The following is a 13,853-nucleotide window of genomic DNA, read 5'->3' on the forward strand; positions in this document are numbered from 1 at the left end:
CCATGCGCATGCAACAGCGCTTCCAACCCTATACCCGCCTGGCGGCCACCGTCCTGCTGGTGATCGGCTGCCTGACCGTGCTGCGGCCGTTCCTGGCCGCCATCCTGTTCGCCGCCGCCATCACCATCTCCAGCTGGCCGCTGTACCTGCGCCTGTTGTCGCGCTGCCGGGAGCGCCGCGCGCTGGCCGCCGCCGTCATGAGCGTCGGCCTGACCCTGCTGATCATCGTGCCGCTGGCGCTGGTGACGTGGAATATCGCCGACAACGCCAGCGATGTCTATGACCAGATCAAAGCCGGCCTGGGCAGCGGGACGCTGGCGCCGCCGGCCTGGCTGAAGGACATCCCGGTGATCGGCGAGGCGGCCGACACCTATCTGCACAAGCTGCTGGGCAGCCGCGAGGAATTGCTCAGCGTCGCCAAGAACCTGCTGGAGCCCGCGCGCCGCCTGTTGCTGGGCGGCGGCATGGTGCTGGGCAGCGGCGTGGCCCAGGTCAGCCTGGCGGTGTTCGTCAGCTTCTTCCTGTACCGCGACGGCCAGGCCATGCTGGCGGCGCTGGCGGTCGGCATGGAAAAGCTGATCGGTGCGCAAGCCGTGGCCGTGGCCGACACCGTCAGCCGCACCGTGCGCGGCGTGATGTACGGCCTGCTGGGCACGGCGCTGGCGCAGGCCGGCGTGGCCGCCATCGGCTTCCTGATCGCCGGCGTGCCGGCCGTGGCGATGCTGTCGGTGGCGACCTTCCTGCTGTCGCTGATCCCGGTCGGCCCGCCGCTGATCTGGGGCGGCGCGGCGATCTGGCTGTTCAACGAAGGCCGCACCGGCTGGGGCGTCTTCATGCTGGTGTGGGGCATGTTCATCATCAGCGGCGTCGACAACGTGGTCAAGCCCATGCTGATCAGCCGCGGCAGCAGCCTGCCGTTCATCCTGGTGCTGCTGGGCGTGATGGGCGGCGTGCTGGCTTTCGGCTTCGTCGGCCTGTTCATCGGCCCGACGCTGCTGGCCGTGGGCCTGGGCCTGCTGCGCAACTGGACCGGCGCCGCGGCCTAGAAGTTGATCATCTGTCCGGCGCGCTCGGCGTCGGTATGGCGCTCGAAGATGCGGCGCAGCGTGCCGTCCTCGCGCATGGCGCGGATCGCCTGGCTGAAGCGGGCCACCGTGGCCTCGTCGATATTCCGGCGCGAGACGATCAGCCCGGAGACCATGTTCTCGCGCGGCGCCCAATCCATCACGCTGTAAGTGCCTGCCAGCTGCTCCTGCTTGACCAGCGGATACCAGGTGGTCGGCGTGGCCATCACCGCATCCACCCGTCCCAGCTTGAACAAGCGCATCATCGACAGATGGTCGGCCGTTTCAAACACGCGGCCCTGGGCGCGCAGCTTGCTCAGCCAGTCCTCGTAGGCGGGGCCGTGCTTGTAGCTTTTGACGACGGCGATCTTGTATTGGGGATCGGCAAGGAAGCTTGCCATGTTGTGCAGCCGTCCGCTCAGCTCCTTGTGCAGCAGCACGAAATTGCGGCCCGTCATATACGGCACGAAGCGGCCGATCTTTTCGCGTTCGGGCAGGGGGATGGCGGAGACCGACATATCGATGTTGCCGCCGCCGAGGCCGGCCCAGATGCGTACCCGGGAATCGACGCTGGCTTCGATAGTGCAGCCGAGCCGGCGCGCCAGTTCGTCGACCACATCCTTGTCGATGCCGGTCCAGCCGCCGTCGGCGGCGCGGTAGAACAGGGCGCCGTCCTCGTAGAAGGCGACGCGCAGCTGCTGGCAGCCGCTGCGCGGTTCGGCCCCGCCGAGGCCGGCGATGCCAAGCAGGGTACAACAAAGGATCAGGCGGCTGAGCACATCTCCTCCTACCGGGTTAGTCCTGGTCGGCGTTGTCCTCGGTGTCATCCTTGGGAATGACCTTGACCAGCAGGATACGCGGGCCATTCATTTTCTTGGCGACGATGTCGAAACCGCGGAAACTGATGCGCTGGCCCTGTTTCGGGATATCGCCCAGTTTCAGCATGATCAGGCCGCCTACCGATTCTACCTCTTCCAGGCCCAGCTCTTCGTTCTCGATGTCTATGCCCAGTGTGCGCTCCAGCGAGAAGATAGGCAAGCTGGCCTTGCCGACCAGGGTGCCGTCGGGCTGCTTGAGCCAGTCGTTCTCGTTGAGGCGGAACTCGTCGTGGATTTCGCCGACCATCGCGCCGAGCAGGTTGTCGAGCGTGATGAAGCCCAGCGGACGCTTGCCTTTTTCGCCGATCAGCGCGAAGTGGGGCGCGCCGTCGCGGAAGCGGCGGAACTGTTCCAGCGCCGGCGTGCGGGCCGAAATCGTCTCCACCGGGCGCAGGAAAGGCACCAGGTCGGTGACGGGCTTGCCGGACTGCTGGGCGAAGAACAAATCCTTCAGGTGCACCACGCCCAGCACCGTCTCGCCATCTTTGTCGTAGTAGGGATAGCGGCTGAAGCGGTTGCGCAACATGGTTTGCAGGTTGTCGTTGAGCGGGCGGTTGGCGTACAGGCCGATCACCTCGTTAATCGGGCGCATCAGGTCGGACACGGCCAGGTCGCTGAAATCGAGCGAGTGGGCCAGGATGTTGCGTTCATCCTTGTTGAACTTTTCGCCAGGCTGGCTGGTGCGCAGGATCAGCTTGAGTTCGTCGACCGAGTAGTGGCTGTCGTGGCCGCCCTTGCCGGACAGGCCGGCCAGGCCCAGCACCATGTTGGCGCTGGCGTTGAGCACCCAGATGAAGGGGTACATGGCCCAGTAGAAGCCGTACAGCGGCAGCGCGCTCCACAGGCCGATCGCTTCCGGCATGCGGATCGCAAGCGACTTCGGCGCCAGCTCGCCCACCACGATGTGCAGGAAGGAGATCACGCAGAAGGCGAACACGAAGGCGATGCCGTGGACGATTTCCGGCGAGGTGACGCCGACGGCCGTCAGCAGCGGCTCCAGCAGGCCGGCGAAAGCCGGTTCGCCGACCCAGCCCAGGCCCAGCGAGGCCAGCGTGATGCCCAGCTGGCAGGCCGACAGGTAGGCGTCGAGTTCGCCGTGCACCTTGCCGAGTATGCGACCCTTGAGCCCCTGGGTCTTGGCGATGGCGCGCACGCGCGTCTTGCGCAGTGTGACGATGCCGAATTCGGCCGCCACGAAGAATCCATTGAGCGCGACCAGGAAGATGGCGAGCACGACAAGCATGAGGTTTTGCATAAGGGCCGAGCGGCGATTCAGATAGTGAAAACACGCATCTTAGCCTATTCGGCGATGGCGAAGGGCCCGCTATGGACCGCCGACAGGATGGCCTCGATCGCCGGGTGGGTGATTTTGCGGGCGTTGGAGATGGCGTAGAACTGTTCGCGCAGCTCCGGGGCGTCGCCCACCAGCACCGCGCCGAACTGCTCTTCGATGTCCTGCGCCAGCGCCGACGGCGCGAAGAACAGCCCCAGGCCGTTGCGGCCGAAGGTGTTGAGCATGGCGTTGTCCTCGAACTCGCCGACGATGTCCGGCCGCACCTTGTGCTGCACGAACCAGGCGTCGATGCGCCCGCGCAGCGCGTTGTTGCGGGTCGGCAGCAGCAGCGGGGCGCCGTGCAGGCTGGCCGGAAAGTTGCGCCGGTATTTGCGCGCCAGCTTGTGCACGCCGAACAGCTTCATGTCGCTTTCGCCCAGCAAGTGACTGAACACTTTCAGGCTGCCGCCGGCGCGCACGGTGCGGTCGGTCAGCACCACGTCCAGCTTGCCCAGCGCCAGGTCGGCCAGCAGCGATTCGAATTCATCCTCCATGCACACCAGCCGCACCTGCAGCTCCAGCTGCTGCGTGGCCTGCAGCAGGCGGTAGGCGATCAGCTTGGGCAGCGAGTCGGAAATGCCCACCGTCAGCCGCATCTTGTTGGCTTCCGTTTCGTCCAGCGCATCCTGCAACTGGTCGCCCAGCAGGAAGATCTGGTCGCAATACGTGAGCGCCAGCTTGCCCGCCTCGGTCGGCACCAGGCGCCGCCCCTGCGGCTCGAGCAGCTGCTTGCCTATCGATTGCTCCAGCGATGCGAGTTGCATGCTGATGGTCTGCACGGCCAGCCCGAGGCGCTCCGCCGCGCGGGTGACGCCGCCTTCTTTTGCCACCATCCAGAAGAAGTACAGATGCCGAAAATTGAGTCCGCTGGTTTTCATGATCTTCTATTTTTACGAAGTAATACTTCAATTATCTTCTATTTTTAAAAAACGCATTGTTCTCTACACTGCATCCCATCGATTCATAACCAAGAGAGAAAAAGAATGAAACACTTCAAAGTGTCATTCCTCGTCACGTTCCTCTGCCTTGCGGCGGCGGGCTGGTGGGGCTACGAACTGAGCGGATGGGGCGGCGCCTTGTCCGCCGTGGGTATCGCCGCGATCCTGGCCGCGATGGAAGTGTCGCTGTCGTTCGACAACGCGGTGGTCAACGCCTCCGTGCTGAAGACCTGGGATGCCTACTGGCAGAAGCTGTTCCTCGGCGTCGGCATCATCATCGCGGTGTTCGGCATGCGCTTGCTGTTCCCGCTGGTGATCGTGGCGGTGGCTGCGGACATCGGCATCATGGATGTGTGGCACCTGGCGCTGAACGACCCGAAAACGTATTCGATGCACCTGACCAATCACCACGCGGAAGTGGCGGCATTCGGCGGCATGTTCCTGCTGCTGGTGTTCCTGAACTTCCTGTTCGATGATCAGAAAGAAGTCCACTGGCTGGGCAACGTCGAGAAGAAACTCGGCTCGCTGGGCAAGGTCTCCTCGATCTCGGTAATGATTGCGCTGGCTGTCCTACTGGGCTCTATGGGCCTGGTAGGCGAAGCGCAGAAGCTGGTGGTGCTGGTGTCCGGCCTGTGGGGCATCCTGATCTACGTCGGCGTCGACGCGGTCAGCAACCTGCTGGAGAAGGAAGAAGAGGGCAGCAATGTCGGCGATCTGGTGAAGAAGGGCGGTATCGGCGGTTTCCTGTACCTGGAAGTGCTCGATGCTTCGTTCAGCTTCGACGGCGTGATCGGCGCGTTCGCCATCACCACCGACGTCGTGATCATCATGCTGGGCCTGGCGATTGGCGCGATGTTCGTCCGCTCGCTGACGGTCTACCTGGTGAAGAAGGGCACGCTCGATGAGTTCGTCTTCCTGGAGCACGGTGCGCACTATGCGATCGGTATCCTGGCCGCGATCATGTTGGCAAGTATGAAGTTCCACATTCCGGAACTGTTCACCGGGCTGATTGGCGTGGCCTTCATCGGCGCCTCGCTGTGGTCTTCGGTGCGCCATCGCCGCCAGAAGGAAGCCGCTGTCGCCATCGCTGCATAAAGTATTCAAGAATTCGGCGGACCGTTAATTACGGACACGGTCCGCCGCCTGTAGTACCCAAAGTCCGGTTCTCTTTTTAGGAGCATCACATCATGGCAATCAGTCTGCAAAAAGGCGGCAACGTCAACCTGAGCAAAGAAGCACCAGGCCTGTCGAAAATCGTGGTTGGTCTGGGCTGGGATGTACGCAGCACCGACGGCAAGGACTTCGACCTGGACGGCTCGGCCTTCCTGCTGAAAGTGGACGGCAAGGTCCGCGCCGACAACGACTTCATCTTCTACAACAACCTGAAATCGTCGGACCAGTCGGTGGCCCACTCGGGCGACAACCGCACCGGCGCCGGCGATGGCGACGACGAAACCGTCACCATCGACCTGACCAAGGTGCCGGCCGACGTGGAACGCATCGCGATCTGCGCCACCATCCACGAAGGCGACGAGCGCCGCCAGAACTTCGGCATGGTGCAGAAGGCTTTCATCCGCTGCCTGAACGGCGCCGGCAACGGCGAGATCGCTCGCTACGACCTGTCGGAAGACGGTTCGACCGAGTCGGCGATGATCTTCGGCGAGGTGTATCGCAACGGCGCCGATTGGAAGTTCAAGGCCGTAGGCCAGGGCTTCAAGGGCGGCCTGGGCCCGCTGGCATCGTCGTTCGGCGTGCGCGTTTAATTTTTAAACTGTAGAAGAAAGGATTCCATCATGCCTAAATTTTCGATCACCGGCGACATCGATCCCTTCCTGCACGTCTCGCTGGCTCACGGTGAAAAAATCTACTGCGAGTCGGATGCGATGGTGATGATGGAAGCGGCGCTCGATTTGAAGGGCAAGGTAACAGGCGGCATCGGCGCGGCTATCATGCGCCGCTTTGCCAACGGCGAGTCCTTCTTCCAGCAGCATATCGAAGCAGTGCGCGGCGAGGGCGATTGCCTGCTGGCGCCGCGCCTGCCGGGAGCGATGCAGGTGCTCGACGTCGGCCAGCATCAGTACATGCTGAGCGACGGCGCCTTCGTCGCCGCCACCTCCAGCGTCGAGCTGAAGGTGCGTACCCAAAGCCTGGGCAATGCGCTGTTCGCGCAGAGCGGCGGCTTTTTCATCACCGAGACGGCGGGCGTCGGCCAGGTCGCGGTATCGGGCTTCGGCTCGATCTCGCAACTGGATGTGGCGCCGGGCCGCGACGTGATTATCGATAACTCGCATGTGGTGGCGTGGGATAGCGCGCTGCGCTACGAAATCTCCGTCACCACCGGCGGCAACAGCGGCTTTCTGAGCAATCTGGTCAACAGCCAGACCAGCGGCGAAGGCATGGTGCTGCGTTTCTCCGGCCAGGGGAAAATCCTGATCTGCTCGCGCAACGGCGCGGCGTTCCAGGCCTGGGCGCAGCGCGGCGTTGCAACGTAAGCGTCAAAATGTAATTCATAGGAGTCAAACATGACTGTCAGTTTAAGCAAGGGCCAGAAGATCTCTCTGGCCAAGGAATCGGGCGGCGCATTGGGCCGCGTGACGATGGGCCTGGGTTGGGACGCGATCAAGTCCAAGGGCTTCCTGGGCTTCGGCTCGAAGACCGAGGCGGTCGACCTGGACGCTTCGTGCGTGATGTTCAACGAGTCCGGCGCACCGGTCGATGTGATCTGGTTCCGCCAGCTGAAGAGCCGTGACGGCAGCATCCAGCACACCGGCGACAACCGCACCGGCGCCGGCGACGGCGACGATGAGCAGATCAACGTCGACTTGGACGCCGTGCCTTCGACGGTCAAGAGCCTGGTGTTCACGGTGAACAGCTTCACCGGCCAGACTTTCGCGCAGGTGGAAAACGCCTACTGCCGCCTGCTGGACGCCAGCGGCGGCAAAGAGGTGGCGCGCTTCAACCTGTCGGTGCAAGGGCCGCACTCGGCGCAGATCATGGCCAAGTTGTACCGCCACAACGGCGAGTGGAAGATGCACGCCATCGGCGAAAACGGCAAGGGCCGCACCTTCGACGAACTGCTGCCGCAGATCGCCGCCCACCTGTAACACCCTGGGGTCAAGTCTGACATTCGGACACGAGCTCCGCCGTAGTTGTTGCTACGGCGGAGCTCGTGTCCGAATGTCAGACTTGACCCCAATTTTCCACGGTATAATATTTCCATGGAAAAACTAAAAGACTACGCCGAGATCGTTGCCCAAGCCTCCAAGGGGGAATTGGTTTTTCCGACCAGCGTCAACGCCGCCTTGCGGCTGCAACTGGCGCTGGCCGATCCCGACTGCGACATGGAAGACGTGATCCGCAAGGTGCTGGGCGAGCCGCTGCTGGCGGCGCGTACCGTGGCGCTGGCCAATGCGGCGGTGTTCAACCGCGGCGGCGCCCCTGTCACCAGCGTGCGCTCGGCGGTGCAGCGGGTCGGTTTCCGTAATCTGTACACGATGGCCGCCGCGATGGTGGTGCGCCAGTTCGGCAGCCGCATCCGCGACGCCGCCTTGCGCGCCCAGGCCGAACAGCTATGGCGCCATTCCGCCCACGTGGCCGCGCTGGCCCATGTGATCGCCCGCAAGCTGACCCGCACCGACGCCGATACCGCGCTGTTCGCCGGCATCGTCCACGAGGCGGGCGGCTTCTACCTGTTGTCGCGCGCCGACGACATTCCCGGCCTGCTCGACGACCCGGAAGAGTGGATGGGCGCGGCGCAGGAAATCATCACCCGTGAAATCATGAAGAAGATGGCGATACCGGAACCGGTCAGCCAGGCCATCGTCTCGCTGCGCGGCGCCACGCTGACGCCGCCACCGCTGGGCCTGCGCGATACGCTGCTGATCGCCAAGCATCTGGCCCCGATACGCTCGCCGCTCTCGCCTGGGCGGGAGCACGCCAGCCTGTCCGGATTCTTCGACGACAATGCCGCGCTGGAGCAGATCCTGTTCGAATCGGCCGACGAAGCCGCCTCCATGAGCGCCGCGCTGCTGGCGTGACCTGTGGCCCGACCGTGGCTAAAGTGTTACTTCTGAACTAGTCTTCATGCACTAATTGTGACAAAAATAGTGTCTAAGGCACAATTGTTGTCAAAAGTCTGGCAAACTGCGGTTCGTGCGACACGCCAGAAGCGTGTATGCTAACAGTCGTCATACAACAGTTTAAAAAACATGAACCAGACCGCCGCCGCACCGATGCCCGCTCCTTCCGTCCTCGCGCCCAAAAAGAAGCACCGCAACCTCGCCCAGGGCGTGGTTGAGGCCTTCACCGGCAGCATCCAGGCCGGCACGCTGAAGCCGGGCGAAAAGCTGCCGACCGAGTCGGTCATCATGGAAATGCACGGCGTCAGCCGCACCGTGGTGCGCGAGGCGATCTCGCACCTGCAGGCGGCCGGGCTGGTGCAGACCCGCCACGGCATCGGCACCTTCGTGCTGGAGCCGCAGCCGGCCAACCTGCGCATCTCGGCCGATACCATACGCACCATCGGCGACGTGCTGGCCATCCTGGAACTGCGCATCAGCCTGGAGACCGAAGCGGCCTGGCTGGCGGCCACCCGCCGCACCGAGGAACAGGTGCAGGAGATGGGCGCGGTGCTCAAGCGCATCCAGCATTCGCAGGGCCGTCCCGGCTCGGTCGAGTCGGACGTGGCCTTCCACCTGCTGATCGCGCAAGCCACCGGCAACCGCTACTTCGTCGACATCCTGAGCGACCTGGGCAACACCATCATCCCGCGCGCGCGCGTCAACTCGGCGCAGCTGGCGCATGACGATCCGGCCGTGTACCTGGAGCGCCTCAACCGCGAGCACGACGACATCTACAACGCCATCCTGCGCAAGGATGCCGAAGCGGCCCGCGCCGCCATGCGCACCCACCTGAGCAACAGCCGCGAGCGCCTGCGCCGCGCGCAAGAAGGCATCGCCGCCGGCCAGACCGCATAAAAGCCACGAGAGCAGGGCGATCCGGCAGATTTTGCTAAATCGCTTGCTCACTAACGCATATGGTTGTACGATGTCATACTACAGATGGCGAAGAGCTGTCACTTTCCTTCCTGAGATGCGCCCGTCGATTATTGGAGACCTTATGCAACCGAATGACCTTAAAAAAATCCTTTCCTCCGGCCTGCTGTCGTTCCCTGTGACTGACTTCGATGCCGAAGGCAACTTCCGCAAGTCGACCTACATCGAGCGCCTGGAATGGCTGGCTCCCTACGGCGCCAGCGCGCTGTTCGCCGCCGGCGGCACCGGCGAGTTCTTCTCGCTGACGGCCAACGAATACACCGACATCATCAAGACCGCCGTCGACACCTGCGCCGGCCAGGTGCCCATCCTGGCCGGCGTCGGCGGTCCGACCCGCGTGGCCGCGGCCTACGCCAAGGAAGCCGAACGCGTCGGCGCGCAAGGCCTGCTGCTGCTGCCGCACTACCTGACCGAAGCAAGCCAGGACGGCCTGATCGAACACGTGGCCGAAGTCTGCAAGGCCACCAACCTGGGTGTGGTGGTCTACAACCGTGCCAACTGCCGCCTGACGCCGGACTCGCTGGCCAAGCTGGCCGACCGCTGCCCGAACCTGATCGGCTTCAAGGACGGCGTCGGCGACATCGAGCTGATGGTCTCGATCTGGCGCAAGATGGGCGACCGTTTCAGCTACCTGGGCGGCCTGCCGACCGCAGAAGTTTACGCGGCCGCGTACAAAGCGCTCGGTACCCCGGTATACTCGTCGGCGGTATTCAACTTCATGCCGAAATTGGCGATGGACTTTTACCATGCGGTCGCGTCGGATAACCACGCCGAACAAAACCGCATGCTGGACGAGTTCTTCCTGCCTTACCTTGAGATTCGCAATCGTAAGGCCGGCTACGCAGTGAGTATCGTTAAAGCAGGCGCACGTCTGGTGGGTCACGATGCAGGTCCGGTGCGCGCACCGCTGACCGATCTGACGCCGGAAGAATGCGACATGCTCGATAAGCTGATCCGCAAGCAGGGCGCACAATAAGTCCTGCGGCACAAAAATATAAAAACAAGCGCGGCTAGTCCGCGCTTTTCATACATAAGGAGTCAATATGCAGATTGCAGGTGAAATGGTTATCGGCCGCAGCGCGGTCCTGGGTAAAGAAGGCACGATGAAGGCGATCGATCCATCGCGCAACGTGGAAATCGAACCGGACTTCGGCCTGGCTGGCGCCGCCGATCTGCAGCGCGCCTGCGAACTGGCCGACCAGGCTTTCGACATCTACCGCGCCACCGGCCTGGAAGCGCGCGCCAAGTTCTTGGAAACCATCGCCGACCGCATCATGGACATCGGCCCTGCGCTGATCGAACGCGCGATGCAGGAAAGCGGTTTGCCGCAAGCCCGCCTGGAAGGTGAGCGCGGCCGCACCTGCAATCAACTGCGCCTGTTCGCGAAAGTCGTGCGCGACGGCCGCTTCCAATCCGCCACGCTGGACAGCGCGCTGCCGGAACGTACGCCGCCGCGCAGCGATCTGCGTCTGCGCAAGATCGGCCTGGGCCCGGTCGCCGTGTTCGGCGCGTCCAACTTCCCGCTGGCGTTCTCGGTGGCCGGCGGCGATACCGCGTCGGCGCTGGCTGCTGGTTGCCCGGTGGTGGTCAAGGCCCACTCGGCCCACCTGGGCACTTCGGAACTGGTCGGCAAGGCAGTCGCCAAGGCCGCGGAAGAATGCGGCATGCCGGAAGGCGTGTTCTCGATGCTGATCGGCTCCGGCCAGACCATAGGCCAGAACCTGGTCAGCCATCCCGCCATCAAGGCCGTGGGCTTCACCGGTTCGCGTGCGGGCGGCCTGGCGCTGATGCGCACCGCCGCCGCGCGCAAGGAACCGATCCCGGTCTACGCTGAAATGAGCTCGATCAATCCGGTGTTCCTGCTGCCGGGCGCTTTGGATAACGCCAAGCTGCCACAGGCCTTCGCCGATTCGCTGACTTTGGGCTCGGGGCAGTTCTGCACCAACCCTGGCCTGCTGGTCGGCCTGAAGAGCGACAAGCTGCAAGCCTTCGTCGCTGCGGTTGCAGGCACGCTGGGCGCGAAGGGTGCGACCACCATGCTGACCCCAGGCATCCACAAGGCCTACGTCACCGGCGTCAGCGGCCTGGCTGCTGTCGACGGCGTGCAGCAGGTCGCCGCCGGCCAGGGCACCGATGCGCCATGCGCGGCGCAAGCCTTCCTGTATCAGGTGGATGCGAAGTCCTTCCTGACCAACACCGCGCTGGAAGGCGAGATCTTCGGACCGACCTCGCTGCTGGTTGTCTGCGACGACGAAGCGCAGATGCTGGCCGTGGCTGAACACGTCGAAGGCCAGCTGACCGCCGCCGTCCACGCCACCGCCGACGACCGCCAACTGGCCGCTCGCCTGATGCCTACGCTGGAACGCAAAGTGGGCCGCATCCTGTTCAACGGTTTCGGCACCGGCGTGGAAGTGTCGCACGCGATGGTGCACGGCGGCCCGTTCCCGTCGACTTCCGACAGCCGTACCACGTCGGTCGGCGCTTCGGCCATCGACCGCTTCCTGCGTCCTGTGTGCTATCAGGATGTACCTTCGTACCTGCTGCCTGAGTCGCTGGCGGACGCCAACCCGCAAAACCTTCCACGCATCGTCAACGGCGACCTGGCATGGAACGGCTAAGCGATATCGCTTGCACGGTGGGCGAAAGCCCAACGTGGAGTGCGGCGGAATCGGCCTGGTACTGGGTCGATATCCCCGCCAAGCGGGTATGGCGGATGGACGGCGCCACCGGCGCGGCGCGCTTCTGGACCACCACCGAAATGGTCGCCTGCGTGGCGGCCAAGGCGGGCGGTGGGCTGATCGCCGGCATGGAGACTGGCATCTTCAGTCTTGAGTTGGGCGAGGCGGAAGCCGCCGTGCAGGTCAAGCTGGCGGCGCCTGCCGCCGGCCTGGGCGCGGGCATGCGCTTCAACGACGGCCGCTGCGACCGTCAGGGACGCTTCTGGAGCGGCACCATGTTCATGGACATGTCGGCTGCGCGCGCGGTGGGCGAGCTGTATCGCTATGACATGGAGCGCGGCATTTCGGCGTCTGTGGTGTCGGAGCTGATCACGCAGAACGGCCTGGCGTTTTCTCCGGACGGCCGCACCATGTACCTGTCCGATTCGCATCCGGCGCGGCGCATGGTGTGGGCGTTCGACTACGACATCGACGACGGCGTGCCGTCCGGCCGCCGCGTGTTCGCGGACATGTCGACGTATGTGGGCCGTCCAGATGGTGCGGCCATCGACAGCGAGGGCTGCTATTGGATCTGTGGTAACGACGGCGGCTGCGTGCTGCGCTTCACGCCGGACGGCAAGCTGGATCGCCGCATCGACGTGCCGATGCTGAAGCCGGCCATGTGCTCATTCGGCGGCAAGGATCTCGATACGCTGCTGGTGACGTCCATCGTCTCGGGCAAGCCGGAGGACGCGGAGTGGGGCGGCGCGGTGGTGCTGCTGCGGCCCGGTGTCAAAGGTGTGGCCGAAACGCCGTTCGGCCTGTAACGACGGGGCGGATGCTGAACTGGCATCCGTTTTTTTTGACTATTTCCACCTCACACCCTGGGTCGCTCGTTTGGTTTTTCTCAAACAAACCGACCGAAAAAAGCGCAGTATAATTTTTATCAAATGTGCTGTGACGGAGGTGCATCATGAGAAGCATGACGGTTGAAATGTCTCCTGAGATCGACGATACCCTCACCATGATTGCTTGCGCGCGAGGCATCAGCAAGGGCGAAGCCATGCTACGTGCCTTTGCCTTGCTGAAAGTTGCTTACGAAGAGCGGCAAAAGTGCGATGGCTCATCATTGGGCTTTGTACGGCGGATGCCGGATAACACGTTAAAAGCCGTTGGCGTTATCACTGGCGTCTAATTCTCAACGGCGCCAGAAAGTAAAAGCAGCAACTCACTGCTTCTTTAACACCAGCTTGAATTGCGTGACCCATTTATCCTTGATGTTCATTTCGCTGAAGGCCTCGTAGGCGTCGGCGCCTGAGGGCGTCCAGCGGACGCGGTAGGTGAGGGCGTGGCCGTCGGCAACGTATTGCGTGGCGGGGAATTCCAGGCCGGTGGCGGTGGGCGTCATCGTGCCGCGGCTGTAGCCGCCGCCGTTTTCCACGTACAGAAAAGCCACCTGCTTCGTCGCCGAATCGTAGTAGTAGATCGTCTCGCCGACATAGTCCGGCTTGCCCGGTGTGCGTACCGTGTGGACATCGCTCAGCACATTGCCGTCGTACTTCCACTGGAAGCAATGCTCGTCGCTCTGCTTCCCTTCGGGGAAATCACCCTTCCAGCAATGCCCGGCCAGAAAGGCCATCGGCTTGAGCGCTTCGACAGGCGCGGCCTGCGCGGCGATGGTAGTACAGGACAACAACAGCATAAGCAGTGGACGCATGGCGGACCTCGGACGATAAAGTCAGGCCAGTATAGGCGAATCCACGCAGCGATAGACGGCCGGTTGTGCCGATACCACGCCCGCCGAACCCCATGTTGCGGCGTTCCGGCCGGGGGCAACCGGAACGCCGCCGCACTCAAGCCCGTAGGCGAGCTCAGTCCGTTACATCAATCTCGTGATGGCACATGGGCATGTCCACCCTTCACGATATT

15 protein-coding genes are annotated in these 13,853 nt (G+C 63.4%); 11 read left to right on the forward strand and 4 right to left on the reverse strand.

The features are described 5' to 3' along the window. Positions 1-8 precede the first annotated feature (8 nt). A complete protein-coding gene (locus DUGA2_RS03090; RefSeq protein ID WP_070267643.1) occupies positions 9-1,046 on the forward strand; it encodes an AI-2E family transporter in 1,038 nt (345 codons plus the stop codon). Here DUGA2_RS03090 and DUGA2_RS03095 read toward each other — a convergent pair. The 3 genes from DUGA2_RS03095 to nhaR are packed head-to-tail and all read right to left on the reverse strand — an operon-like array spanning position 1,043 to position 4,153. Next, positions 1,043-1,843: an ABC transporter substrate-binding protein gene (locus tag DUGA2_RS03095; protein ID WP_070267159.1), complete on the reverse strand. Its 801-nt coding sequence runs from the start codon at positions 1,841-1,843 to the stop codon at positions 1,043-1,045. The two genes, DUGA2_RS03090 and DUGA2_RS03095, sit on opposite strands and share 4 nt — an antisense overlap. A gap of 16 nt (positions 1,844-1,859) precedes the next feature. After that, positions 1,860-3,197 carry a hemolysin family protein gene (locus tag DUGA2_RS03100; protein ID WP_070267160.1) on the reverse strand — a complete coding sequence of 446 codons (1,338 nt, stop codon included), beginning with the start codon at positions 3,195-3,197 and terminating at the stop codon, positions 1,860-1,862. A gap of 44 nt (positions 3,198-3,241) precedes the next feature. After that, positions 3,242-4,153 (reverse strand): transcriptional activator NhaR, encoded by a 912-nt coding sequence (gene nhaR, locus DUGA2_RS03105; RefSeq protein ID WP_008445325.1) that lies wholly within the window; start codon positions 4,151-4,153, stop codon positions 3,242-3,244. Positions 4,154-4,258: 105 nt separating this feature from the next. Here nhaR and DUGA2_RS03110 point away from each other — a divergent pair, with 105 nt between their 5' ends. From DUGA2_RS03110 to DUGA2_RS03155, 10 genes are all read left to right on the forward strand, one after another. After that, positions 4,259-5,308, forward strand: coding sequence for a DUF475 domain-containing protein (locus tag DUGA2_RS03110; RefSeq protein WP_070267161.1), 1,050 nt, complete (start codon positions 4,259-4,261; stop codon positions 5,306-5,308). A 92-nt stretch (positions 5,309-5,400) separates the two neighbouring features. After that, positions 5,401-5,976, forward strand: a complete 576-nt coding sequence (locus tag DUGA2_RS03115; protein WP_008445327.1) for a TerD family protein — start codon at positions 5,401-5,403, stop codon at positions 5,974-5,976. A gap of 30 nt (positions 5,977-6,006) precedes the next feature. Beyond that, complete coding sequence (locus tag DUGA2_RS03120) at positions 6,007-6,705, forward strand: TIGR00266 family protein (RefSeq protein WP_070267162.1); 699 nt, start codon at positions 6,007-6,009, stop codon at positions 6,703-6,705. Between the two features lie 30 nt (positions 6,706-6,735). Next, positions 6,736-7,317 carry a TerD family protein gene (locus DUGA2_RS03125; protein ID WP_008445331.1) on the forward strand — a complete coding sequence of 194 codons (582 nt, stop codon included), beginning with the start codon at positions 6,736-6,738 and terminating at the stop codon, positions 7,315-7,317. A 114-nt stretch (positions 7,318-7,431) separates the two neighbouring features. Next, entirely contained in the window at positions 7,432-8,250 is an 819-nt protein-coding gene (locus tag DUGA2_RS03130; RefSeq protein WP_070267163.1) for an HDOD domain-containing protein, read from the forward strand. 171 nt (positions 8,251-8,421) lie between these two features. After that, the gene (locus DUGA2_RS03135) at positions 8,422-9,189 is read left to right on the forward strand and encodes a FadR/GntR family transcriptional regulator (protein ID WP_070267164.1); all 768 of its coding nucleotides are present in this window, start codon (positions 8,422-8,424) and stop codon (positions 9,187-9,189) included. Positions 9,190-9,331: 142 nt separating this feature from the next. Beyond that, a complete protein-coding gene (gene kdgD / locus DUGA2_RS03140) occupies positions 9,332-10,243 on the forward strand; it encodes a 5-dehydro-4-deoxyglucarate dehydratase (RefSeq protein ID WP_008445337.1) in 912 nt (303 codons plus the stop codon). A gap of 67 nt (positions 10,244-10,310) precedes the next feature. Beyond that, a complete protein-coding gene (locus tag DUGA2_RS03145) occupies positions 10,311-11,885 on the forward strand; it encodes an aldehyde dehydrogenase (NADP(+)) (protein ID WP_070267165.1) in 1,575 nt (524 codons plus the stop codon). Continuing rightward, positions 11,873-12,751 (forward strand): SMP-30/gluconolactonase/LRE family protein, encoded by an 879-nt coding sequence (locus DUGA2_RS03150; RefSeq protein WP_070267166.1) that lies wholly within the window; start codon positions 11,873-11,875, stop codon positions 12,749-12,751. Before DUGA2_RS03145 ends, DUGA2_RS03150 begins: the two co-directional genes overlap by 13 nt. Positions 12,752-12,897: 146 nt before the next feature. Next, complete coding sequence (locus DUGA2_RS03155; protein ID WP_070267167.1) at positions 12,898-13,119, forward strand: hypothetical protein; 222 nt, start codon at positions 12,898-12,900, stop codon at positions 13,117-13,119. A gap of 33 nt (positions 13,120-13,152) precedes the next feature. On the opposite strand, the gene DUGA2_RS03160 is transcribed toward DUGA2_RS03155, so the two are convergent. After that, positions 13,153-13,641 carry a hypothetical protein gene (locus tag DUGA2_RS03160; protein ID WP_070267168.1) on the reverse strand — a complete coding sequence of 163 codons (489 nt, stop codon included), beginning with the start codon at positions 13,639-13,641 and terminating at the stop codon, positions 13,153-13,155. Positions 13,642-13,853: the final 212 nt, after the last annotated feature.

Source organism: Duganella sp. HH101, assembly GCF_001758795.1.
Classification (GTDB): Bacteria; Pseudomonadota; Gammaproteobacteria; order Burkholderiales; family Burkholderiaceae_D; genus Rugamonas; species Rugamonas rivuli.